Origin of the sequence: Acetobacter sp. AAB5, assembly GCF_050106715.1 — a bacterium.
GTDB classification, from domain to species: domain Bacteria; phylum Pseudomonadota; class Alphaproteobacteria; order Acetobacterales; family Acetobacteraceae; genus Acetobacter; species Acetobacter oryzifermentans.
Map to the genome: position 1 here is coordinate 76,179 of NZ_JBNIEW010000010.1, position 25,207 is coordinate 101,385.

The following is a 25,207-nucleotide window of genomic DNA, read 5'->3' on the forward strand; positions in this document are numbered from 1 at the left end:
TCTGCCAGATACCGAGCAGACAGGCAGTTTTCCTATACAGCAAAGGGAAATCATCTTTTAATATTTTTTACAGGCATTTCTACAAGCTGCAATTGCATTGTGGTGCCACTCTGCCATGAGTTCGCTCCTGCCACGACATCTGGTGTTGGTATATCGGCGCGGTTTTCTCTCTCACTCTGAGTGGAAATACCGAAACGCCTATCCCGGTCGTCTAAAAAATCCCGTCGGATTTGGCCATCTTTGGTAAACCCCATCATCAGTTGAGGAATACCGAGTGGAAGATCATGATCCCGATCTATCTGCCAAGTATGCCAAGTTTTCCCATAAGTGTTTACCAGATCGGCCATAAACGCATGCTCGCCCGGATTGGGAACCCCAGGTGCAACAAGCATACCTGATTTTACCTCATAGTGATGGCTATGCCATAGTTTCTTTTCTTCTTCAGGAAGCGTTTTAAATATTTTTTCACTCACAATATATTCAATTCCAATAAGTCTAGCATTTGGCTGATTAGCTTCATAAATCACGCACTGATGAAAATCTTCTGTCAGATGCGTACAAAAATGATTAGCTTCGACTTGTCGGCCCATATCGTCAGCATAAAAATGGAATCCATTCAAATATTCACTCATAGCATCAATAGGTTTTTTAACCTGCAAGGCGTCAGCCGCTGTATCGAGAACGTGGCTCCGCATTGATTTTGAGCTTCCTGAAACGGGCATCAGCTTCTTATCAGCCGCATTAGCTTTACCTCCGGATAAGGCCGCAAATGGGGCTACAACAAGTGCAGCACCAAATGTACGATTAAAACATCGTCGGCAGGAAAAGTTATGTAGGAATGACATTGTCTCTTCTTTCTACTGTTATAAGAAATGTTCCATCCACTACTCACTATAAAGTGCCAAACATTTTGGAAGATATTCGCTAGTATTTACTGGCGGTTATATAACCGCCAGTTGCCAGTAAATATCTCCATATTGCTTAAAGAGGGTAGACCATTGATTATATGATCCGAGCAAAAAGAACCTTTGCTTGGCTATCAGAAAACTTCCCCGCATCATACCGCGTGCTGATTCACGCTTTTTTCAGCAATGCGGGTTAATTTCTGATCGGCAGATTTCTCTTCTTCAAGGGTCTGCCGCAGAATGGCTGCACAATCAGAACGGCCAAGCTGTATGGCATAAGAAATTAAGCTACCATAACGGGTTATTTCATAGTGCTCTATGGCCTGAGCGGCTGAAAGCATAGCTGCGTCACACACTTCAGCATCATCACAATCACTGATAATTTCTTTTGCCTCAGCAATAATGCCATTCATCGCCTGGCATGTCACACCCTTAACGGGCTGACTGTGCATCTGAAATACTTGTTCCAACCGGCGAATTTGTTCTTCTGTTTCTTCCAGATGAAGCTGAAAAGCTGCTTTCAATTCTGGATCAGAAGCTGTTTCCACCATGGTAGGCAAGTTTTTGACGATCTGATTTTCAGCATAATAAATATCCTGAAGAGTATGCACAAACAGATCGTCGAGGGTTTTTATTGGTTTGAAAAAGAGGCCCATTGATCTTCTCCATTTTCGACAGCAGATCCTCAACCATAATGGTATGTAAGATATCGCTATCGTTCTTATGACAAACCTTTTGGTTCGAATGGAGTTTCAAAGATTGAAAGAAAATTCTTCAAATAAAAAAGGGAACTCTTTCCTTACTTCCTGCTTCATCAAATGATGTAAAGTCTTTGGCGAAATATCAGGATCTGTCATGGTTTCATCAAATATTATTCTAATACGGCATGCGAAAAAACCAGAAGAGTATCTGCATGAAACCGGGCTGGACCGTGATGGGCAAGATGATCCTTATTCATTAAGCTTGGAGGGCTGGAGGCAAGCAAAAGAACTGGCCGCACTTTTTGTTTCCAGAGACAGGATGCTACCGTTACCGGACCGTATTTTTGCTTCCGCATTCCGCCCCGGTGGCGGCCATAGCAGGCGACCGGAGCAAACTGTTTTACCTTTGTCTGAAATATTACAGTGTCCTATTGATCTGACTTGGGCACTACATGAAGAAACAGAGTTTGGTTCTGTTCTTGCTAACCTAAAAGGGACATCTCTCGTCTGCTGGCAACACCAAGGGCTTGCTGCACTGGCGAAAGCCATTGTGTTACCAGAGAAATTTTCCATTTCGTTAGATTGGCCGCCTGAGCGCTACAACATGATTTGGCAGATCCATCGTTCCAACGCGACAGAGCCTTGGAGTTTTAGGTCTTATAACATAGCTCATAACGACAGGTTAGAACTACATTCCATATACAAACTTGATGATGCGTATCTCTCCTTTATCAAGAAGAAATGAGATCCTTATATTCGGGATGCTTTGCAATAAAGTCCCGTAAAAAATCACATTTGATACTTAGTTTCATCTTATTGTTTTTTACATCATCCAATGGAAGTTCAATAACATGATGTAACGAAGGTAAAAGACGCGCAAAGGTGACCACAATAAGCACTGCGGCCATCAACAAAAGCTCCCAGTACGGCCATTTCATGTAGCGCCGGATCAGGCTGGCGCACATACATCCACAGAAGAACAAACCGATTGCAGTTCCGGTAAGGGCTGCGTTTTCCCACTAATGCAACGCAACAGATCGCCCGAACTACACGGTATTTCCGGTCATGATGCCGGGATATATTTTTCCGACATCCATACAAACCGTAACCTCTACAAAGGCGACAACAAAGGTTAACCCCACCACGCGCCGAAGCAGAACCGACAATGGAGTAGCCGGATGCGCCGGCAACGTGGAAGACTGTGTTAAATCAGGCGTCATTTCGCCTCTGGTGCGGAAAATTCCTTACGCAGCGCTGCTCCCTGCTCATCCAACCGGGGTGCACTGTGAGGAACTTTTTTACAAAACAAACGTTATTTTATTGACTCATTCCTCACGAAGGATAATTCAGATCAATACCATAACAACAGTTTCCAGATTAGCATTTTGCGTGGCAAGTATATTTTTAATAATATTAGCCACCTTCTTAATTATATCTGGAACAATTGGCCTTGTCTCAGCTTTTATAGTTTCCCTTAATGATGGAAGAGAGGAAATAGTTCAAGCCATTAGCTATGTCGTTATTTCTATTGCTGTGTTTGATGTTGCAAAATATTTTATTGAAGAAGAAGTTTTGCGTCCTAAAGAAAAGCAGTCATTAGGCGAAGATCGGATCAGTTTAACCAAATTCATGACAACAATCATTATTGCAGTCTTTATTGAAGGATTAGTTGGGGTTTTTGAAAGGAGCGGTAAAGCTCCAGAAGATATTCTGTATCCTGCCGCACTGTTAATAGTTGCTACATTTATGGTGATTGCTTTAGGCATTTACCAAAAATTGAGCGTGAGTGCTGAAGGCGAAAAGAAAGCAAATGAAACAACGTCCTTAAATCACATTATTAAAACGCCAAAAAATTAAATGAGTACTTCAGAATGATAAGACACTTAAAGAGACAGGCAGAAGCATTACGGCTTGGCATCACCATCTTTGTCTGACGAATGTAAGCAGCATGGCGGTTATCAGAAAGTCTATGGTAACGATCGTCTGATGGTGGGGATAGACTTTTGTGCATCTGAAACTCACACAAATAGAACGGATGATACAGAATTAACTTGCACACCAATGCCTTCCTGTTCTGTAGTGATCGATACAGAACAGGAAGGCATATAGCATGACAGACTTTTCAGGCAAACAGGCCCTCGTCATCGGTGGCAGCCGCGGGATCGGAGCCGCAATCGTCAGGCGTTTAGCTCGCGAGGGGGCATCAGTGCGCTTTACATGGGCAGGCTCACGCACAAAGGCCGAAGACCTTGCTCGTCAGACCGGAGCGGACGCTCTTCAGGCAGATGCAACCGACCGTTCAGAAATTCTTTCCATCACGCGCAGTGCAGGCCCTATCGATATTTTCGTTTTCAATGCTGGAATCTGCATTGCCGGAGACCCGCTAACACTCAATCCTGATGACATTGACCGCATGATTGATATTAACATTCGTGCCGCCTATCATTGTGCTGTTGAAGCGGCTCGTTCCATGCCTAATGGTGGTCGGATCATCCTGATCGGCTCCACGAACGCCAATCGCGTGCCCTTCAAAGGGCTGGCAGCTTACAGCATGACAAAATCTGCCCTGCAAAGCATGGTTCGCGGCTTAGCGAGAGACTTTGGTGACCGCCATATCACTGTCAATGTCATCCAGCCGGGGCCAACAGATACGGATATGAACCCAGCTAATGGCCCAGAAGCCAACCTCATGCACAGCGTCATGGCCATTAAGGAACATGGCTCCGCAGATGATGTTGCTGCTTATGTGTCGTTTCTGGCCAGCAGCGCTGCACGCGGTATTACTGAGGCCATGCAGACCATTGATGGTGGTTTCAGCGCGTAATTCTGGCAATCCATTTTTGTATCAATTAGTGTAGAAACTTCTACATTGAAACGGAGACACGACATGGCCCGGACAGGACGGCCCCGTGAATTTGATCGGGACAAGGCGTTGGATGCCGCGCTGACGCTGTTCTGGGCACAGGGCTATGAACCAACGTCACTGAACCAACTTAAAGCCTGTATGGGCAATATTTCGCCGGCAAGTTTCTATGCGGCGTTTGGCTCCAAGGAAACGCTGTTCCGTGAAGTCGTGCAGCGTTACTTGGAAACTTATGGGCAGGTTATAGCGCCACTGTGGGATGAAACTCTCGCACCGCGTGAGGCCATTGAACAGACCCTGCGAGCCTCCGCCCGCATGCAGACAACCCGTTCACACCCCACCGGTTGCCTGATTGTGCTGGGAGCCAGCAACTGCTCACCAGAAAACCAGCCTGTGCAGGCCCTTCTAACAGCTGAACGAGAACGCACCCGAAAGGGTATTAAAGCCTGCGTAAAACGGGCTGTGTCAAACAAGGAACTAACAGCATCGCCCGCTACTGAAACCTTACCTACTTTGTTCACAACCTTTCTTCACGGCATGGCCTGCGAAGCGCGAGATGGTGATAAATCCAAGAAACTAGACGCAGCCATTACAACGCTGATGCAAATTTGGGATAGCCTTGCAGTAAAGGCCAAACGCCGTTCTCAACATCAATAAACGGTCCTAATTCCTTCGTCCTCAGCCCTTTCGCTGATTTTATATGTATCAGTCGCTCCATAAAATGTTGACGCATTACCTTATTTCTGTACCGACTGATCTTTAAGTTTATGTAGTTCATCCCACCCATCCGCTGCTTACATACTTTATCAAAGGAAACCGATCATGAACCAGAATCACGTAGCCCTTGTCACGGGTGCTAATCGCGGGATCGGTTATAGTATCGCAAAACATCTGATTGCAGCGGGTATCAACGTGATAGGCACCTATCACATAAATGAGGCCGAAGCCCAAGCCGCAGAAAGAGCGCTTAGCACCGACAAAGCAAAACTGCACATGCTGCAACTGGATATTTCAGACCACACAACTTTTTCAACATTTTTAGTTCAGGTTAGAAAATTTCTTGAAAAAGAGTTCACAGGATCTGTCTTGAAATACATTGTACAAAATGCCGGCAACATCATCCACACCCGTTTTGATGCGGCAACACCAGAACAGCTCGACAATCAGTACAACATTCATTTCAAGGGGCCGTATCTGCTAACAGTGGGCCTTTTGCCACTGATCTGCGATGGTGGCCGTATTCTCAACATCACCTCAGCAGCCACACGCTTCTACCTACCAGATCATGGCCCCTACTCGGCCATGAAAGGCGCAACCGAAGTCATCTCACTCTACATGGCGAAGGAACTGGGGGAACGCCGCATTACCGTCAATGCTGTGGCACCCGGCGCTATTGCCTCTGGCTTTGGTGGTGGGCTGGTACGTGACAACGCTGAAGTTAACAAAAACCTGGCAGAAATCACACCTCTTGGGCGTGTCGGACAACCGGATGACATTGGCGCAGCCGTTGCAGCCCTTCTGTCTGACAATATGCACTGGGTGAATGGTCAACGCATTGAGGTGACAGGCGGCCAGTCTCTTTAATACAGCCTAACAATGATTAGGAAATATGATGATAAACGTTATGGCCAGCAGTGTGCTCAATACACCTGTGCCCTCCGTCTGGTCCCTCCTTCGGGATTTCGGGTCCATCGGTCAGTGGTTGCCGGGGGTCAAAAGTTGCCAGATTGAAGGAGATGACCCAGGCGATCGTGTAGGCGCCATTCGGCGGCTTGAGATGAACGATGTCGGCCTTATTCGTGAACAGCTTCTTGCTCTGTCCGATACAGATTATGCGGTAACATTTTCGATCATTGAATCAGCGCTCCCAATCTGGAACTATCGTTCAACTATCAGTCTATTGCCTGTCACAGATGGTAACCGCACCTTCATCCGCTGGGAAGGACAATTTGAGGCTGATCCAGACCATGCTGCCGCAATGCAGGCACGAATGCCCGTTCAAATTTATCAGCCTGCCTTTAACAAACTGGTAAACAGGCTTGCTGGCAAATAATTGCTACTCAACCCAATGCCATCAGGCCTCAGGCCTCAGGCCGTAAACAAGCGGGGAATGAGTTAGTAAAAAAATCACATTCAACAAGCCAATGGTAACATCCAGATAGACAATCTGTATTGATGCAACACAATGGAGTATACAGAAAATACATAGCTAAAAAGGACCGATTACAGAATGAAGATCATCAGAACTGCCGTGGCCATGGCTATTATTGCCAGTACGGGTGCCTGCACATCTACGGGTGATGCTTCCATAAAACATACAACACTTACGGAAGTTAACCAGAATATTCATGATGGCGTGACAACTTCATCCCAAGTGCATCAAATTTATGGTGAACCGGGGCAGAAAGGTTACGAAAACGGCTATGAGTTCTGGGTTTATAGTTTTACGGCCGGGAGAGAAGATGGTCTCTCAATAGCTCAGGATGTTGTTGGCCTGGGTATGCTTGGAGCAAGAACAAACAACAAAAGCAAAACGCTTACTATCGTATTCAACAATGGTGTTGTGCTGAACCATAGTTTTTCCACTGCGAATTTTAGCTCCAGTAGCGGAATAAGACAGTAACGTTATGAATTTATTTTTGGTGACACACAAAGGAAAATCGTGCCTGCTGCGCAGTATCGTAGATGACACAAGTTTTGGTTGTTTTCTTTAAAAATATGGGCCACGGAAGCATATACATGATCAGGAAACCAGTAGCTTTCATGGCCCCTTCAATATTGAAGCCACATCACGTGCAAACACCTATAAACATAGTAATTTTATCCCATGAATAACCAACCGGTTTCCGATACTCAACGCCGCTTGGTCATGCTTTGCGCTGTGCTCGGAATTGTATTGGGAGGACTGGATGGCGCCATTGCCAATATTGCTCTTCCTACCATTGCACGAGATCTTTCATGCAGCGAAACGCTGACTGTCTGGATTGTTAACGGATATCAACTTGCTGTTGCGGTCAGTTTACTACCTGCTGCGGCATTGGCTGAATCTCTTGGCCTTAAAAGAGTATACGCTTTTGGGCTCGCGCTGTTTACTGCGGCTTCTCTGGCTTGTGCGCTTTCCGGGTCCATTGGTCTTCTTGTTGGTTCACGCGTTTTACAAGGCGTGGGTGGCGCCTGTATGGCAGCGTTAAGCGGCGCACTCGTAAGAAGCGTTTACCCGCGAGAACTTTTGCATAAAGCCTTCGCAACAATTGCACTTGCGGTTGCTATTTCAGCTGCTACGGGCCCCACATTGGCTGCTGCGGTTTTATCTGTTGCCACCTGGCCTTGGTTATTCCTGATCAATCTACCAATCGGCCTTATAGCGGTTCCACTTTTCCTCCGGGTAGCACCACATAGCCCGCGCCGTTCATTTGCATTTGATTGGCTGGGCGCTTTACTAAATATTGGTGCTCTGGGTCTAGGTGTTCTTGGTGTTGATGCTCTGGGGCAGAAAGAGCCCAGATGGGCGGGTATTGAGATTGGAGCAGGCTTTTTGTGCGCCGTTATGCTGTATATGCAGCAGCGACGCCAGAAGGCCCCTATGCTCCCCCTTGATCTTCTAGCCATCCCACTGTTTTCGCTTTCAATCCTTACATCTGTTTGTGCCTATGCAGCACAAATTCTAGCCTATGTTGCTCTGCCATTTCTGTTTCAAACAGTTATGCATCAATCTGCGGTTACGACTGGCTTGCTTGTTACGCCTTGGCCGTTGCTTGTTGCCGTGGCCGCACCTTTTGCTGGGCGGTTGGCAGCCCGCCACCCCGCATCTGTTTTAAGCAGTATTGGGCTGACTATTCTGGCGGCTGGATTAACCATGTTGAGTATTATGCCTGCGCACCCACCATTTTGGGATGTCGCTTGGCGTATGGGGTTGTGCGGCATTGGGTTTGGTTTCTATCAAACGCCCAATAACCTTACAGTCATGACTTCTGGCCCAACAACGCGCAGTGGCGCTGCCAGTGGTATGTTAGCTGTCGCGCGTACGATGGGCTGGGCGCTGGGCTCAGCTTTGGTAGCACTGGTTTTTGGTTTGTCAGAAGGAAGTTCTGGAGCTGTTCATTGCCTAGAACTGGCAACAGGATTTGCCCTTACCGGTGCTCTTCTCAGCGTTTCTCGCCGTGTTATTCGAGATGAGCAATAGCACCAAAAAACATGAGAGGTTGTGAGCATTTAGATAAGTGCCTGAAGCAACGCTTTATGAAAGGCCTCCGGGTCCTGTAGTTGGGGTGTATGCCCTACATTGGGAAATTCAACCAGTTTTGCATTAGGAATGGCGGCTGCCGCTGCTCTGCCAAGTTCAGGGTAATGCCCCAACTTTGCGCGTACGTCAGAAGGCGCGCCATCACTCCCTATTGCGGTCACATCCTTGTCCCCTATCATCAAGGTTGTCGGAGATTTGAGGCGTGGCAACTCATAGATAACCGGCTGTGTTGCGATCATGTCGTATAGCAAGGCAGAATTCCACGCGACAATATCTGCATCAGGCCCCCGGTACATGCCCGCAAGCATCTGGACCCACGGTTCATACTCCGGTCGCCACTCATCTGCATAATAGACTTTTTGTTCGTAAGCCCGGATCTGCGCAGCCGTCTTGCCCCGCTCACGAGCATACCATGCGTCAACCGTTCGATACGGCACGCCCTTGGCCTGCCAATCCTCCAAACCCACCGGGTCAACCAGCACCAGCCGGGAAATATCCTGCGGAAACATAAGGGCATAACGAATAGCCAGCATGCCTCCTGTAGAATGCCCAACCATAGAAACCTGTAAGATATGAAGGTGTTTCAACAAAGCATGGGTATTACTGGCAAGCTGCCCAAAACTGAACTGATAGGCGCGTGGCTTGCTGGACTTGCAAAACCCAATCTGGTCTGGGGCAATAACCCGATATCCCCGATTGGCAAGGACATGAATTGTGTTTTCCCATGTTGCTGCACAGAAGTTTTTACCATGCAGAAGCACAACCACCTGTCCGTTGGGATGCTCCGGTCGGATATCCATGTAAGCCATGTGTAATGTCTGTTGCTGGGACTGAAACGAAAACTCCAAAACAGGCCAGGGGTATGAAAACCCCTGTAATTCAGCGCCATAAACAGAAGCATCCTGTGGGGCCGCCTTAGCATGTGAGCTAAAGAATAGGATCGTGGCGGCCAGCAACAGACAGAGTGCTGAGCACCAACCTGATGGAATGTTTTTCATCCTTCCACACCCGCCCCTAAAGGAATTCCGTCCAGACTATCTGGTAAAGGCATGGAAAGAACCAGAAATGGGGCCTGCACTTCATTCCGCCCATCATTCAAAAAAGCCAGTTTCTGTAACTGGGGGCATGGGATATACAGCCGGCGATTACGGTCTATGAAAAGCGCATCGGGAGAAATCATGCGGTGATCCTGCACCAGCGTTGCCCGCTTTCCTGATGGCGAAAGCACGGTAATCTGGCTGTTTTCCGCATCTGCAAGATAGATATTCCCACGCGTATCCATGCAGGTTCCCCCAATGCTTGGAATTTCCGCAACAATCTCGACCTTTTGCGCAAGCTGATCATCCGTCAGGGTCATGTCCAGAAGATCAGCAACGCCAATACGCTTCAAAGGGCCAGCCGGGACCGCAAAATAAAGCCACGTTCCACTGGCATCGACTTCAATATCATCACTGGCAGTATCGGGGCGCTTCCCTTTTCCATCTGCCAGAATACGCCCACCAATTCCCCTATGCAGATGCACACCATCATTCCGCATGACCTTTTGGCCAGACAGCCGCCGAAGCGTCTTTCCAGTAGAAAGATTATGGACAATAACGCCGCCAAGGCCACTATCCGTTACAAATATCAGATCACCGTGTATTCTCAGGTCATTAAACCGCGCACCGGGTGGCATAATGGCCGCAGGAAAGCTTAGCACCTGCATGATGTCGCCAGTTTTTACATCAAGTTGTACCAGCTTCTGCGCTCCCGGTTCCGGCTGACTGCCTACGGGCGCTCCCTGATCCACAACCCAGAGCGTATTATCTCGAAAGAGGTGAATAGCATTCACCATAACAAAGGCTTGAGAACCACTTTGCCCTTTTTGCCATGCGTTCCAGCGCCCTCCGGGAAAAGGTACTGGCTCTCCCCTGTTATTTACCCGTGCCACTGAGGGCGTTTTTTCCATTCCGGGGAAACGTGGCAGCCCCAGAAAAACCACTCCCTCGTGTGAGACAGCAACACCACTTGCAATAAAAGGAGAGTGGGCAACAACGGAAATCCGCTCTTTTGCTTCGACTTTTCCAAGAGGCGAACCTGCCACACCAACTGCTATGCCACTCAAAAACAGCCTTCTTGTTACAAAGCTTGATGACATGGAATATTCCTTAGAAAAGAGTGACCCACATTTTTCATGTTGGGCAAAAATTAGAAAAATAACCCTGCTCTCTCCAATTCCAGAACTTCCTGCTGGCAGCAGGTAACGTTGATAATGATAGCAATAACAAACTCTTATTATTTATTTTTCATGTAAAAACGTTGTTATGAAGCAAGCGTTTCTCTCCACCCTCGGAAATATGGAAAAATTTAATACTTTAGGATTGTATCAAAATGGAACGTGCATCCATCTACAAGTTCAGACAGCATCGCTTTGAGACTAGCGCCATGTTGTAATCAACAAGAGATTTCCCCAACTCATAAGAACTGCGTTTTTTAGGAAGGATAATGTCATGCCCAGCCTGTTTGAACCGATTAAATTGGGAAGCATTTACGCTAAAAACAGAATTCTCATGGCACCGCTCACGCGCGGCAGAAGCACCCGCCAGCATGTTCCAACCCCCATTATGGCCGAGTATTATGCGCAGCGTGCCACCGCTGGTCTGATCATCTCGGAAGCAACCGGAATCAGTCAGGAAGGTCTTGGGTGGCCCTATGCGCCGGGCCTGTGGTCACAAGAGCAGGTGGAAGCATGGAAGCCGGTTACTGCGGCAGTGCATGCAAAGGGCGGAAAGATTGTGGCCCAGCTCTGGCACATGGGCCGTATGGTGCATTCCAGTGTAACGGGCCAGCAACCTGTATCCTGCTCAGCAACAAAGGCGCCTGAGCCACTTCATACATATGAGGGCAAGCAGCCTCCCGAAGTTGCCCGCCCCCTTACCAAGGATGACATTGCCCGTATTCTGAATGATTACGAAAAAGCCGCCCGCAATGCATTGGAGGCTGGCTTTGACGGTGTGCAAATTCACGCAGCCAACGGTTATCTGATTGATGAATTCCTGCGAGACGGCACCAACCATCGTTCCGACGAATATGGTGGCTCTCCTGAAAACCGCATCCGCTTCCTGCATGAAGTCACGGAACGGATAATCGCCACGATTGGCGCGGACAAAACATCAGTCAGGCTTTCACCCAATGGCAATACACAAGGTTGCATCGACAGCCATCCCGAACAGGTTTTCGTGCCCGCCGCAAAGCTTCTGAACGATCTCGATATTGCATTTCTCGAACTGCGCGAGCCCGGCCCTAATGGCACATTTGGCAAGACCGATCAGCCGAAGCTTCATGGTCCGATCCGCAAAGTTTTTACAAAACCATTGGTTCTGAATCAGGATTACACACGGGACGAAGCGATCGAAACGGTCGCAACCGGTGTTGCCGACGCCATTGCATTTGGCCGACCTTTTTTAGCTAATCCGGATTTGGTGCACCGTCTGGAAAATAACCTTCCCCTGAATAAGGATGATATCCAAACCTGGTACACGCAGGGTGCAGAAGGCTATACCGATTACCCACTTGCTCAGTAAGCCCCATGCCCTTTTCCACTGGAGAAAGGAGCTCGCCGTTCTGGCGCAAGTAGCATGACAAGATTCAAGGTCGTTACAGTTTACACTGCAAGCTCATGTCCATTTCGGTTCATGTGCTAGACGCATTTTGACTGAAACACGCAAGAAATAACTAAGTTTTTTGGAAAAATGTAGGCCCTACTCAACAAAGTAGGGCCTTTTGAAAAATGACTATGTGTTAGCTTCTCAAGCTGAGAATTTTTCTAGATTAGCCATTTTTTCAGCATGAACCAAATAAGGACCAGCTGCACGAACACTTATGGAAAGAATGCCCATTTTGCCGTCAAGCAGATCGTCGCCAAGAGGTAGCTCTGCATTACCGTTGGTCCATGCACAATCAGTCCAATCGGTAGCATGCCAGCCTTCGGGCTTCTCTGCCTGAAGATGTGCCGTGATATCATAGTGATTTTTGGCAGAAAGCAGATGTATATTTGTAACAGCAACCCCCATGTAACGGCGATCATCTACAAAAGGCCCGATCACATCTGCCGGACGGCTAGCACGTGAAACGATGCGAACAGATTTTGTGCCGGGCGGCAGCATGAAGCTGTATTGCTGATTGCTGTTCCGCATTGGGCGAATAACTGCGCCTGTATGTGTGATCAGATGCAGGTCCGGATCATTTGTCTGTTCTGCAGACACTGTTGGAACCTGATAGCCAAGAACCATGCTTTCCCGGGATTTCAGCTTGTGGAAAAGAGGTTCTACAAAAGAACGGTCTACAACAAGTGGTGCGCCTGCATCATGTTCCCAAGTAAGAAATTTGCTGACCAGTGTGGTCACTGCACCTTCCTGACGGAAAGAACGGCGATTACCTGTGTCCAGATAGCTTTCAGTCAGCATACCATCTACCCGAATAACAAAATGCTGCTCTGTTTCCACGTGGTAGTAATCGTAAGAAGTGATGGATTTGTCGTAGAAGATAGAAACACCATTCACCAACATGCGCACAGGCACAAACTTGCCATCAAAAAACAGGCAGTGCTCAGAAGTAATCAGCATATCCTTGTAAGGTACACCTTCTGAGATGGCATCTTTAAGAATACGTACTGGGTAACCTGCTTCGTCATCTTGCAAATGTGGACGCACAACAACATGCGCTTTACCTGTCCAGGTCACAGTCGTAGCCTGAGAAATTCCCTGCACATAGGCAATAACCGTATCCCCCATGCGGATATTTTCGACCGGAACATCTCCTTCTGGGGTCTGGATCATGCTGCCTGCAAGAAAGCATACTTCAGCGGATGCGCCACCATGACCATCGTCAACAAGGGTAAAACCTTTATTTGCGACGTCAGAAATATTGAGAGTAATTGCGCTACCATTGGCCAGCGTAATAACAACCTGATTGGCTGATGGATAAGAGTAAGATGCTCCTGTCGCTGAAACCCCGGCCAGATCAATGCTATCGGAATCACCAGGCCCATTGCCGCTCCAGCCACTAATAACAGTGCTGACCGTGCCACCATTTTCCAAGCCAGAAATGGTCAGGCCGCTATTGCTGTCACCAGAAAGAGTGATTGTTCCGCCTGCATTGTTCCAGATCGTTGCAGATCCGCCATCCTGAAGGGTTATATCACCCGTAAGGGTAGCACCACTGGAAGCCGTTAATGAACCACCGCTCGATATGGTTGTGGTACCAATAACACTTCCTGCTTCTCCAAACAGTAAACCACCATTATTAACGGTATTTCCTGTTGCAGTGGCACCAGACGTAACATCGACTACACCAGCATTGTTTATTGTAGTGTTAGATGCAATGCCGGATACAGCAAACCCACCATTTTCTGAAACAACAGTATCATTAGCAAGACCACCCACTACGAGAAATGCTGTTCCCCCGTCTGAAATGGTTGCCGCAGACATTGTGCCAGACACATGCGCAAAGCCACTAATCTCTTGCCCCGATACGCTACCGCCAGGTGCAATATCTTCACTAGCATTAGCTGCCAGCACCGTACCGTTAACTAAGCCGCCACTGCCGACATAAAGATACTGTCCCACTTGTCCACCGCCGGCAAGAAGTCCGCCGTTTTCTATATCAACGTTTCCATTGACAATAGATCCCTCAACAGCACTTATAATTCCGCCTGATTGAACAATACCTCCTACCAGAGTTCCTCCACCAGCCAGATAGATTTCCCCTCCGCTTTCAGTAATATAAGTTCCACCTGCAGAAGTTTGCTGTGTTAGGGTCGCACCGTTTTCAACAACTATTTGTCCAGTGCCCGTAACAGTTTGATATGATCCTGAAGCACCTGAACTCAGCACCTCCTGATATGTATCAACTGTCGTATCTGTAACTACCCCTCCTGCCGCAACATGAATACTTCCTCCTGCCGGCAATGCTGCGGCAGATAAAATACCCCCTGAAAGCACAGTAATATCTGTATTGTCCGCATACGTTTTGGAAATAACCGTTCCCGAAATAACATCAGTAGCCATTTGTTTTTCCCCTTCGGAATCACAAAATTGATTTTTCAATCACCAATTCTGAGGTGATCAGTCTGGTGCACTCAAACTACCCGGTTGGTATTTTTGTGCTTTAGGCACCACAGAAACCGTGGTGATCGAAACGTTCCTTGGGTTCGTTCCAGCATGAATTATCGGCATGCCAGTTTGATGGCGCGGTCGAGCGTTTCGAATTCTTTTGTCGGATGAGTTAAGGCGAGAGACCGTGGCATGGCATGTCCGAAAGCCAAACCAGCCGAGCTATTGATAAGCCTCCCCCTGCAAAGCATTACTGCCTCGTCTTTAATAATCAGATACCCATATCTCTGCATTCCATTGCCTTTGACAATTAACGCAGAATAAAAAATACAATGGAATTCATATTGATTCTCCAAAGTAAGATATGGACTACCTATTCTTTCGCTTTAACCGAAAAATTCATTTGATTTTCATCTTTCCCTGACAATCAAATGAATAAAGCATACTCCTCATTACTTGATTAGAAATGTATCATATTAGTTAACACACAAAAAACGAAAAAAAGTTGATGAATCAAAACCGTTTGGTTTTTTCAAATTCTTCTATTGAGTTGGTTACATGCCCGATCGTAAAAACTTAATTTAGAAGTCTGAAAATCTAATTCTGGCTTTCCCACCGCTATGGATGGCAATGAGATCTCTCCTCACCTAAAAGTCAGAGGAAGATTTTTATAATCATCGGCCCGATGTATATTTGTATATAAAATCAAAAGGATACATAATTTTTTCAGTAATATAAAAACTATGCCACAACCCAATTCACGCTATAAGGACGAGGCAGTCTTTTTCATTTCTGTTCGTTTGCAACCACCATTACAAAGCCAGATCTTACTATTTTAAAATCTCAAAATACATGATTATATAAGTAAATGTTCTAAAATATATCCACACCATAAAGCATGGTAATCGATCCCCACCGCGCCAATGCGCAATCAGCATAAAGGCTGTGTGCTTGTAAGCTAAACATCCACAAAACGCTTTCGGGATAACAGTAGGAAGCTTTAACTGCGCTCAATTCATCCCCGCGTGTGCGGGGAACACTTTTGAAGCTCCTTTGTAGCCCGTTTGAACGCCGGTTCATCCCCGCGTGTGCGGGGAACACCCAGACAATCCGCGTCCAGCGGGTATGCAGAACGGTTCATCCCCGCGTGTGCGGGGAACACTACAGCTATCTATCAATTCAGCCGCCTCGCCTCGGTTCATCCCCGCGTGTGCGGGGAACACTCTTTGTGGAACCGATTGATTTTAAAACATTATTTTACTATCAAAGAAGCTACCAGATGAATGACTGTTTTTTACCCTCTTCCACGCCGCCTTGGAAGGGTCATTACAGCAGGGCCTGGTTGCATCGGAAGAGCTGCTTCACGACCAAAGGCAACCAACCGCAGACCATCCATATCTACCGGCACCCGACGGTTCTCCCCGCACGTATCAAATTCAAAACCGGCGTCATTTGGAGCCGCCCAGGCGATCACAGCATTGCCATCTTCAATATAGGCGCACACCTGCCCCCATATCATTTCCCGCACACGCCGCCCGTAGCTGCCAATATAAACACCGGCCCGCACTTCCAGAAGCCATACAGCCAGCCGCCCGCGTAAACGCGGGGGCGCATTTTCAACCACGATGACCAGCATCACCCAGCCCTTTCGGGTCAGCAAACGCAATGGGCATCGCTTCCTTCTGCACAGGTGGCGGCTCTGCTTCACCGGCAGCCAGCACATCTTCTATTAAGGGAATAAGACGCCCTAAAATATTCGTTTTACGAAACTGATCCCGGCACCGATGCCGCACGCTTGCCACTGGATCTATAACCCGCTGCCCATCAAGAGGCCGATCCCGTTGCACTGCGGCTGCCACACGAAATGCCTCTGGCACCACAACTTCAAACTTCACAATATCTGCAATGTCATACACAAAGCTCTGTGGCTTTCCTGTATGCAAAAAACCTATTGCAGGCGCATAACCCGCGGCCAGAATTGCGGCCTCCGTAATCCCATATAATGCGGCTGTCGCGGCAGACAGGCATCGGTTAACCACGTTTGCCGTATCCCACTCATGAGGATCATACCGACGGCCATCCCAATCGGCTCCATGTGAACGGGCCAGCAAGCGATATGTTTCCCGAACCCGCGCTCCCTCAATGCCCCGTAACTGATCTACAGACCGCCTCTCTGGCGCATCTTCTCCAAAACGGAGCGCATACATCTTGCGCACTACTTTCAAGCGGGCCGTATCATCAAGCGCCAGCCGTGCCTGAAACAACAACCTGTCCGCCCGCGCCCCGCCGGGTTGGCCAGAGGCATATAACCGCACTCCAGCGTCCCCTACCCAGATCAGCAAAGTCCCTGCGCGCGCTGCCAATGCCGCCGCCGCATGGCTTACCCGCGTGCCGGGCTCCAGCATAAGACAAACCAGCCCGCCTATAGGAATGTGAGTGCGAATGCCGTTCTGATCAACAAGAACAAACGCACCATCCAGTACATCAAGCTGCCCCATCGCAACGAACAGGATTGATGAGCGCTCTTTCAAAGGAATAGGCCGGGGCGGCGGTAACCCAGGCATGGGACGAGACACAAGCTTGCCCTCCTTGTTAAAAAGCACGCCGAATAAGCATCAACCCACATCCAAAAGCCCGCGCCCGCCCAAAGCCTTGCAGAAGAGCAGATGTAAAAAGCGCAGGATCTGTAACGCGCAGCACACCCGTTACATCAACGACACCAAGCGTTGCTTTCCCCTGCCCTTGCGCACGCGGAATACGCAAAACGTCGCAACTCTCAATACTCAGCGCTTCTGCCGCTAGATCAAAACCAGTCCGTGCACCTTGTCGTGTCAGCCATGCTGCCATAACCGCAGGCACTACACTTTCACGCGCCGCTGCACGCTCTCCAGATGGAAGTTTATACAACGCATCCATCACAATATCATGGCGCTGACTACGCGTGCGCCCCGGCACCTTACGATCAACAGTCGCATTAGCTCGTAAAAGAAAACGTAAAGAACTTTCCTTTTTCAACCGAGGAGCAAATTCACGGCTCTCAATATCAAATAGTCCATGCTGATCTACTGGTTCCCTGATCGACAGCACCATAAAATGACCAGGATCCGTCTGCCGCCATAGAAAATCACGTGTGCGGTCAGCGCTATCCCCAAACAAAGTCCACAGTAAATGATGTGCAGCACCATGCTGCTGCCCTTCACCCTGCGGTACCAAAAGCCGGGCAATAGCTTGAACGGAGGCATCGCGCCGCAATGCAACGCGGGAAAGAAAACCTACACTCATACGCCTGCCTCCTTTGCACACAAAATCAACGCTTCTTCCCTCAGCCCAAATTGCCAGCGTGTGCGTGAAAGAGGATGGTCACGGCGCATCTCTCGCCGAAGGATAGTATGCCCCGCTCCGTGTTCAGCCACATCTGCGGCATCCAGCACAACAAGCGTCTCCGTACGTGAATTGCGACCTGCAAGCTGATCTTTGAATAAGCCAAAGCGGTTACGCATACTACTTTCTGGCCCACTGTCTTGGCGCTCCAGAAGAACCGCTGTGGCACTCTCCCCCTCCACAAGTTCTGGTGCAAGAGGCAAGCCTGGAGGGCAGGATTTACGACCCAATGAAGGGGTAAATACCGGCTCCTGCAAGGCATCCCGTATCTCTGCCAGTGACCAGCGGGGGTTATCCCCCCGCACCCAGAGAGCCCCCAGATGCCAACTTCCCATCCGGTAATCTCGGCGTGAAAGGATAGTCGCCACTTCCCCCGGTGCCTCGGCTAATTCCTGCGCACGCGTTGCAGGACGCCAGTTCCGCCGAGACGGTGCGGTCTGGGCTGTATGGTAATCCGTCAGAAGCCGACCTGAAGCATGGCAAAGCACTGCAAGGCCATACCCTTGAGCCAGAGCATTTTGTCCGGCCTCATCCTCACGCGTGAGTCCTAGACAGGCTCCCAACAATCCCAGCACGGCAGACCGAGCTGGCCGATCCCCTCCGTCCCGCCTCTCACCCACAGCAAGCGTGCCGAACGATGCCATGGGGGCCACCATGGCAAATGTCAGAAAGTGCCCCATATCGCTCAGGTCCGGCAAAACGCGACAATGTCAGCCAGCGTCGCGCTTTTCTTATCTCCTAAAGCCAGTTCACATGTTTCATCCGCACTGGCGCCATAAACCCGGACCAGTTCTGCCCGGAACTCTTTCAGCGCTTTGATGGACTGTTCCATCAAATCTGCACCGCCAACAGGCCGAGCAAAAGCCCCAGCCAGTGTGCGGGGTTGAGCATTTCCTTTTTCAGCCAGCACATAACCTGCACGGGCAAGAGCAGCGAAGCTGTTCTGCTTCCCAGATGGTGAGACCGTCATAGCCGCCTCTACCAATGAGCCGAGAGCAGCTTCCGCTACGCCTGTTTCACTCTCGTCACCAAGATTTTTCTTTAGCAGGTCACGGTTTATGCAAAGATATAGATAAAATACCCCTGACCCAAAACCAGCCTCCCCCAGAAATCCTGCGCCTGCGTCCTCTTCATCCTTAAGATCGTCAACAGCCGTATAATAATCATCCTCAACCGTGACACGATGCGTCGTGATAGCATGAGCTACCTGTACGGCAGCTTCACGGTTAAAGGCAGGAGCGCTCGCCAACATCCGACCAAACAGAGCAATATCCGCCGCTGAATCCGTTCTATGCAGGAGCGTATCCTGCTCTTTTTTTAGATCAACTTTTTCCCCAGATGCCAGACGATCCGCCACCGCAAACGCAGCCTCACGCTCGGAAGGAGAAATGAACACAAGCTGCTCGGTGCGCGTAGGATTAGCGTCCTTTTCCCCCTTCACCTTGCCGTAGACGCCAGCAATCTCGCGTGCAATGGCAACAGCTTTTTTCTCTTCCACACCACTTTCACGCAAATGCGCCAGAACTTCTTCCCCCAAACGCTGGGTTCGCTGGCCCATGTGCCCCGTTAGCGCGGATTCAAAAACGCCTGATGTACGCCATGCACGCTTGAGCGCCTGTGAGGAAATACGCAGGCGTGTCACACCACCCACTGTAGCGGTTTTGGGATTACCTGTATCATCACGGTTGACATTAGAAGGAGGGTAAAATGTTAGGAGATGAAGCTGAAGGAAACGATGCATTTCAATATTCCTTTTCAAATCAATTTTTTTTATCGAACGCAGAATCTGGATGACCTGCGCTCCAGTAATCATAGACCCACTGCCGCCGCACCTGATCCCCTACGAAATCATCCGGCATATCTTCACGCGGCCACATCATGACAGAACGAGCCAGATCGGCGACATCCAACGCGCCGCCTGCCAAAACAACAAGCCGACGAAAAACCCGCAGACAGTCATCATAAGTTTCTGCGTCCAGCACTTTTCGAAACCGAACTGGTTTACACAGCGCTGTTGCATCATCGTTTGGATCAACAGGACCAATCTGCCGGGCTATGCTGACATCAGCCTTGTTTGACCGCACATGCGCTAGAACAGATGCTGCCAATGCCAATCGAGACAGCTCAGAACCCCGCTTGGCGCCGCATTTACGTACAAGCGCCTGAGTTTCTGGCTCGAACAAGGCTTCCGTAACACTTGCACATCGTCGCAAACGCGCCAGCGCTGCACGATCACCCTGCTGTTTTTTCTCCGGGTTGGGTTGCAGTCCGTACCACCAGTTTACAACCTGCTGAACGGTTTCCTTATCACCGACGAACATCAGGACACCTTCTCTGTTGCCTTTTGTTTCTTTTTGACAGGAGCAGGAATACCCAGATTATCTCGGATCTTTTCTCCCTCCTTCCCCCGTCCCGATACTGCTGCTCCCAGACGCCTGCGTGCCAGTGCAGAACGCTGAGCCTCAGTGATGCCCATGTCAGGCTCAAGGATAACCGTGGCATCAAATTCCTGGAGAGCCACACGGGCAAGCGTCTGAAGCCAGGATTTCCTCAGAGCTATGTTTTCACTATCTGCACCCGCAGCATCCCGTAAAAGAGCAAAGAAAGAGGCCTCTGTTTCTGCCCAAAACCGCTCCCGCACATTGGAAAGGAGCGTGACATCAACAGAAACCGTGCCTTTCCCAAAGAGGGCCTCCCGCACACTTCCGCGTAAAATATCAGCGATCTGCGTGGCAGCGCCCACACACTGAAGAGCCAGACTATCAATGTTCTTCTGCTGATCTGGATCCTGTGAACCAGGTAGTGGCATCTCACTTTCTACAAAGCTACGTGCCTTCATATTATCCATATCAAATCCGGTAGCCAGCAAACGTGCATTTGGCAAAAGCCCTACCTCATCTGCACGCTCATTCCGCCAGTTTGCCACGCAACTCGCAGGAAGTCTGTTTTGATCAGCACTTTCAGCCACAACCCCGGCCCAATGCCGATAACCAATACCTCCCGGCTGTGGATGTACGGCCAGCCATTCAGTTTCCTTTTTTTGGCGATACCGCGGCGTTAGAGGATGAATTGCGCACCCCGCGCCATATGGCATGCCGATCCAGCCAGCATATTTTGGGCCATATGGCCTTTGCCGCCAGCCTGACACCAGAATATCATCAGACTGTCCTGTAAGATTACAGACCCTGCCATCACTTTTTTCAAAATCAAGCCGTATCCGTCTTGGCATTCCCCACCAGCATTGGAGCGGATGTGCGTTTTCTTTCGCGCGCACATCCGTACCGGCTTTTCCTGAAATCACCGTTGGTGCCATCCATGGAAAAACCTTTTCCATATCCTCAACTGTTACAGGTTTTCCGGCAGGAACATTTGCCCATATAATTTCCCACAAGCTTGCATCTTCTGATGGCAAAACCAAAGTTGTTAACGGCCCACCACCGCGCAGACCTGTCATATTGCCTGCTCCACCGCTTGGCGCCCATGACTGCAAGGTGAATAATGCCATAGCTGCTGCTGCACGGGCCAAATATTCAATCTGCCCTCGATGGACAAAGAGATCTGCATTCCGCTTTACGGTGCTTTCCCCCGGCGCATCAATTAACAACCTTTCGACGGGTTCCTGCCCGCTCTGGATATCTTCGTAATCCTGAAGAAAGCGCGGCCCCGGGCCATCAAGCCAGAATGCATCTGCAACACGCGCAAATGCTTCATCTAGCTTTTCTACGGATGGAGGAACGCGCCAGCCTTTCGGCCACACTCTGTAATCAGCAGGTGGACACGCCGTGGCCACAAGCCCGATCAAAAACTCAAAGGATGCAATGCGAAAATCAGCCCTTGGCCAAGCAAATCCAACAATCGGATCATCCTCAAGCCCTTCTACTATCTGGGCTGGCCGAATAATACTACACGCCCCGGACTTATGGCTCACAGGTAGCCATGCTTCTGAGATGAGGTTTAAAGGCTCTGATGCCATCTCTTCTTTCCAATCAATTAACCTAAAAATTAAACACCCAAATAAAAAATACAAACATGACTAATATTTATGTTAGCGTTCCTTTTAATACCTGAAACCCATATTCCTTGTCATAACAGACCACAACATCTTGCTCAGCTTCATTGCGCCCAACGCCTCTCCAGCCTTCTTCTGTTTCCTCAAGAAGCAACAATAAAAACTGATCCTCTGCATCACGCTCCCAACGTGGCCACTCTGCACGGGCTGCCGATACAGCCTCCTGCTGAGTGCCCGCAACAGGACAAGTTGCAAGAACATGCCGCGCTACGGAAACTTCTGAAAGCGCCCAGGCACGCTTCCGCTCATGAGACACTGCCAGAGCAACTTCTTGCAATGCAGCCCAAGGGCACACCTGCCCATCTTTCATGATGCCCAGACGCACTGTTACATAAGGGCGCTCTTCCAACCGTGTTGATGTGCGAACTTCCCGTTCCCACAAAGCGCTATCCGGTGCATATCCTGCTGCGTAATCCAAAACATTTCGCATGGCTTCGCCACGTGCCGCCCGGCCTTTCCCTTCCGCTTCATCACTTGCTGCCATCAACCCATCTGGCACATCAGAAACGTTACCGGCCTCCTCAATCAACTCCCGTATTGCATCAGGGCTTTGGATCTTTCCTTTGCGTTGCAGCACTTTTGCTGTGCGCCATAACAATGCGGGATCACGATACACCGCAGCTGTGCCTGGCAGAAGCCGACTGATCCACTGCGGGTCTGGGTCCGCCACGGGATCAGGTGAAAAAATGCATATTTCGTCGCAATCAACGGGACGCTGCTTGCGTGTGTGACGACGCAACCGGCCCGCTCGTTGGATAATCAGATCCATAGGCGCCAGATCTGTGCAAAGTACATCAAAGTCCAGATCCAGAGACTGTTCAATAACCTGACTTGCTATTAGAACAGCCGCGCGCTCAGTTGCTGTTCCGTTTTTCCCAAATCGCGCCAGTACCTCGCGCTCAATCGCCAAACGATCCACAATGGCAAAGCGAGCATGAAACACCATGGTCTCAATGCCTTGTTCCTTCAGTGCTTTTGCCGAAGCAATCACATCATCTACCGTATTGCGCACCCATGCAACCGCAGCTCCTTTGGCGGCTGCCAAAGAAACTTCAGCCATAACAGCGGCTTCTTCCCGCACTTGCCGAACGGTGATGCTGCGTTCCAGACCAGGCCGCGGCGCACAGGGTGATTCTTCCACCCCCGCCTTCCCGACAACTGTGACAAGTGGATAAGCCATGCAGGATAAACTAACGGACTCTTCCTGCCGCAACCCTTCTCGGAATGCATCTGTCAGTTTCTGGCGTACAGCTTTGGTCAATGTCGCGGAAAGAAGAATGGCAGAGCCTCCCATGGCAGCGTGGAAACGGAGCAATGCCACCATCTCCTCCTGCATATAGGGATCATAAGCATGGCACTCATCAACCAGCAGCACCTTCCCCGCAAGACCTGCCTGTCGCACCGTGGCAAACCGAACGGGTAAAACTGCCATCAAGGCCTGATCGATCGTTCCCACTCCGACCTGCGCCAAGAGTGCCCGTCGCGCTTCACGACCCAACCACGCTGAACAGCAAATTTCTGCGGCTTGATCACGATCTTTCTTCAATGCTGCACCATCCAACACATCATCAGGTGCCAAAACCGAGACAAATCGCTCATCAAGTAAAGCACGACCATGCGCCAATGCTAGAGAAGGATGAGAGGACGGCTGAAATAAGTTCCGATATGCCGTGGCAAGCCGATCAAACATGGCATTGGCGGTGGCCATTGTCGGCAGCGCAACAAATAGTCCAGATGCACGCCCGGATGCCATCAGCCGATGCGCCGCTGCTAACGCCGCTTCAGTTTTGCCGGAACCCGTCATATCCTCAATCACCACCAGAGCTGGTCCGGCAGGAAGAGACGTAACGTCCAGCAGCGCCTGAACCGGCGAAGACGTCCTGATATGCGGAAACAAATGTGTAATGCCTTGGAATGGTGAAATGCTTATGGGAGCGAGACCCGCATGCACAATCGCACTTTGAGCACGAGGAAGGGCTTTGTTCCAGAAATAGCCTGAAAGATCATCAACATCATCCGGCCTGACATATGGAAACCATTCCCGCCGTGAGCCAATCCAATCCGCCTGAACTGTCAACCCGGCTAACTGCCATTCCAACTGGAGTAGATGATCTAATGAATGATAGGGCTTGATAGGAGGAGGACGAAAAACATCAAATAACAAACTGACAAGTTTGTGAGCATATGGTGCCGATAGCTTAATATCAGAATCTTGAGTTTGATAATCGTTTACTGAGACTGGCTGTCCATGATGCCCTGCCACAGCACGCCACAACCGCCTTTTATCCGAAAGCAGCCAATCCCCTCCTTCGGAATCAGTGCCAAATAGCGGAGCCAGTTCCTCTCGGCAAACGCGATCAAGAAATAATACGCCATCCACGTCATGACGTGATGCCACGACTTCATCAGGACACTCTCCCAATGCCTGCTCCGGCCAACACTCTGGAACTTTTGCCTGAAAACCTGGCGTTAGCTTGCCAATATCATGCAAAGCAACCAGCATCCCCAGTTGGCGATTGTCCAACCCTAACCGCTGACTACCGGGCAAAAGAATTGCTACTGCCGCCACATCCAGCATATGCGCGATAAGCGGATGTATTGAAGAGTCTTCCACCAAGCCGACTGATGCCGGGCGAGCCTTACCCCAGAAAAATTTTAGCCCTTTCCCCTCTTGTGTGTCCGGCATGTTTCATTCCTTTTTTCTGACGATCAGCGATGCAGCTATTTCTTGCTAAAAACATAGCGGAATTTACCACGGACCAGCACAAAACCCTTACAAACTCAAGGAATACTGACGCTCGGTGAATCTGCTCAAAGTCGGGGAACGCTTAATCTGGAAAACAGATTGTGCCAATCCCGAGCCAAGCCTTGTACTTTAATACAGGACAAGGAAGGTGTAGAGACTGGACGGGCAGTGCCTAAGAACCTGATATTTTAGGTTTATGGCAAAGGG

22 protein-coding genes are annotated in these 25,207 nt (G+C 49.4%); 9 read left to right on the forward strand and 13 right to left on the reverse strand.

Annotated features, from left to right (window positions below; translation table 11 throughout):
- Positions 1-50 precede the first annotated feature (50 nt).
- Positions 51-845 carry an OBAP family protein gene (locus ACP7IZ_RS10360; protein ID WP_426849045.1) on the reverse strand — a complete coding sequence of 265 codons (795 nt, stop codon included), beginning with the start codon at positions 843-845 and terminating at the stop codon, positions 51-53.
- Positions 846-1,057: 212 nt separating this feature from the next.
- Positions 1,058-1,561, reverse strand: a complete 504-nt coding sequence (locus ACP7IZ_RS10365) for a ferritin-like domain-containing protein (RefSeq protein WP_426849047.1) — start codon at positions 1,559-1,561, stop codon at positions 1,058-1,060.
- Between the two features lie 199 nt (positions 1,562-1,760).
- Here ACP7IZ_RS10365 and ACP7IZ_RS10370 point away from each other — a divergent pair, with 199 nt between their 5' ends.
- From ACP7IZ_RS10370 to ACP7IZ_RS10405, 8 genes are all read left to right on the forward strand, one after another.
- On the forward strand, positions 1,761-2,351 hold the full coding sequence (locus ACP7IZ_RS10370; protein ID WP_426849049.1) for a phosphoglycerate mutase family protein: 591 nt from the start codon (positions 1,761-1,763) through the stop codon (positions 2,349-2,351).
- A 569-nt stretch (positions 2,352-2,920) separates the two neighbouring features.
- Positions 2,921-3,463 (forward strand): hypothetical protein, encoded by a 543-nt coding sequence (locus ACP7IZ_RS10375; RefSeq protein ID WP_426849100.1) that lies wholly within the window; start codon positions 2,921-2,923, stop codon positions 3,461-3,463.
- A 253-nt stretch (positions 3,464-3,716) separates the two neighbouring features.
- Entirely contained in the window at positions 3,717-4,430 is a 714-nt protein-coding gene (gene bdcA, locus ACP7IZ_RS10380) for an SDR family oxidoreductase (RefSeq protein WP_426849051.1), read from the forward strand.
- A 63-nt stretch (positions 4,431-4,493) separates the two neighbouring features.
- On the forward strand, positions 4,494-5,126 hold the full coding sequence (locus tag ACP7IZ_RS10385; protein ID WP_426849053.1) for a TetR/AcrR family transcriptional regulator: 633 nt from the start codon (positions 4,494-4,496) through the stop codon (positions 5,124-5,126).
- Between the two features lie 165 nt (positions 5,127-5,291).
- Positions 5,292-6,053 carry an SDR family NAD(P)-dependent oxidoreductase gene (locus tag ACP7IZ_RS10390; RefSeq protein ID WP_426849054.1) on the forward strand — a complete coding sequence of 254 codons (762 nt, stop codon included), beginning with the start codon at positions 5,292-5,294 and terminating at the stop codon, positions 6,051-6,053.
- 28 nt (positions 6,054-6,081) lie between these two features.
- Positions 6,082-6,522: an SRPBCC family protein gene (locus ACP7IZ_RS10395; RefSeq protein ID WP_426849102.1), complete on the forward strand. Its 441-nt coding sequence runs from the start codon at positions 6,082-6,084 to the stop codon at positions 6,520-6,522.
- A gap of 177 nt (positions 6,523-6,699) precedes the next feature.
- Positions 6,700-7,092 carry a hypothetical protein gene (locus ACP7IZ_RS10400; RefSeq protein WP_426849055.1) on the forward strand — a complete coding sequence of 131 codons (393 nt, stop codon included), beginning with the start codon at positions 6,700-6,702 and terminating at the stop codon, positions 7,090-7,092.
- A 204-nt stretch (positions 7,093-7,296) separates the two neighbouring features.
- The gene (locus tag ACP7IZ_RS10405) at positions 7,297-8,652 is read left to right on the forward strand and encodes an MFS transporter (RefSeq protein ID WP_426849056.1); all 1,356 of its coding nucleotides are present in this window, start codon (positions 7,297-7,299) and stop codon (positions 8,650-8,652) included.
- A gap of 29 nt (positions 8,653-8,681) precedes the next feature.
- Here the strand turns inward: ACP7IZ_RS10405 and ACP7IZ_RS10410 are convergent, their stop codons facing one another.
- Entirely contained in the window at positions 8,682-9,521 is an 840-nt protein-coding gene (locus ACP7IZ_RS10410; protein WP_426849057.1) for an alpha/beta fold hydrolase, read from the reverse strand.
- A gap of 185 nt (positions 9,522-9,706) precedes the next feature.
- On the reverse strand, positions 9,707-10,849 hold the full coding sequence (locus ACP7IZ_RS10415; RefSeq protein ID WP_426849058.1) for an SMP-30/gluconolactonase/LRE family protein: 1,143 nt from the start codon (positions 10,847-10,849) through the stop codon (positions 9,707-9,709).
- Positions 10,850-11,201: 352 nt separating this feature from the next.
- Between ACP7IZ_RS10415 and ACP7IZ_RS10420 the strand changes: the two genes are divergently transcribed.
- Positions 11,202-12,275 carry an alkene reductase gene (locus ACP7IZ_RS10420; RefSeq protein WP_426849059.1) on the forward strand — a complete coding sequence of 358 codons (1,074 nt, stop codon included), beginning with the start codon at positions 11,202-11,204 and terminating at the stop codon, positions 12,273-12,275.
- Positions 12,276-12,500: 225 nt separating this feature from the next.
- Here ACP7IZ_RS10420 and ACP7IZ_RS10425 read toward each other — a convergent pair whose 3' ends face one another.
- The 9 genes from ACP7IZ_RS10425 to cas3 form a co-directional block, all read right to left on the reverse strand.
- Positions 12,501-14,759 (reverse strand): Hint domain-containing protein, encoded by a 2,259-nt coding sequence (locus ACP7IZ_RS10425; RefSeq protein ID WP_426849060.1) that lies wholly within the window; start codon positions 14,757-14,759, stop codon positions 12,501-12,503.
- Between the two features lie 1,339 nt (positions 14,760-16,098).
- On the reverse strand, positions 16,099-16,440 hold the full coding sequence (gene cas2e / locus ACP7IZ_RS10430; RefSeq protein WP_426849061.1) for a type I-E CRISPR-associated endoribonuclease Cas2e: 342 nt from the start codon (positions 16,438-16,440) through the stop codon (positions 16,099-16,101).
- Complete coding sequence (cas1e, locus tag ACP7IZ_RS10435; protein WP_426849062.1) at positions 16,421-17,380, reverse strand: type I-E CRISPR-associated endonuclease Cas1e; 960 nt, start codon at positions 17,378-17,380, stop codon at positions 16,421-16,423. Before cas1e ends, cas2e begins: the two co-directional genes overlap by 20 nt.
- Positions 17,381-17,396: 16 nt before the next feature.
- Positions 17,397-18,086, reverse strand: coding sequence for a type I-E CRISPR-associated protein Cas6/Cse3/CasE (cas6e, locus tag ACP7IZ_RS10440; RefSeq protein WP_426849063.1), 690 nt, complete (start codon positions 18,084-18,086; stop codon positions 17,397-17,399).
- A complete protein-coding gene (cas5e, locus tag ACP7IZ_RS10445) occupies positions 18,083-18,865 on the reverse strand; it encodes a type I-E CRISPR-associated protein Cas5/CasD (RefSeq protein WP_426849064.1) in 783 nt (260 codons plus the stop codon). The genes cas6e and cas5e overlap by 4 nt, the downstream gene beginning before the upstream one ends.
- Before the next feature lie 5 nt (positions 18,866-18,870).
- Positions 18,871-19,926: a type I-E CRISPR-associated protein Cas7/Cse4/CasC gene (gene cas7e / locus ACP7IZ_RS10450; RefSeq protein WP_426849065.1), complete on the reverse strand. Its 1,056-nt coding sequence runs from the start codon at positions 19,924-19,926 to the stop codon at positions 18,871-18,873.
- 19 nt (positions 19,927-19,945) lie between these two features.
- Positions 19,946-20,506, reverse strand: coding sequence for a type I-E CRISPR-associated protein Cse2/CasB (casB, locus tag ACP7IZ_RS10455; RefSeq protein ID WP_426849066.1), 561 nt, complete (start codon positions 20,504-20,506; stop codon positions 19,946-19,948).
- Positions 20,506-22,158 carry a type I-E CRISPR-associated protein Cse1/CasA gene (casA, locus tag ACP7IZ_RS10460; RefSeq protein WP_426849067.1) on the reverse strand — a complete coding sequence of 551 codons (1,653 nt, stop codon included), beginning with the start codon at positions 22,156-22,158 and terminating at the stop codon, positions 20,506-20,508. Before casA ends, casB begins: the two co-directional genes overlap by 1 nt.
- A gap of 67 nt (positions 22,159-22,225) precedes the next feature.
- Positions 22,226-24,940 (reverse strand): CRISPR-associated helicase Cas3', encoded by a 2,715-nt coding sequence (gene cas3, locus ACP7IZ_RS10465; protein WP_426849069.1) that lies wholly within the window; start codon positions 24,938-24,940, stop codon positions 22,226-22,228.
- Positions 24,941-25,207 lie beyond the last annotated feature (267 nt).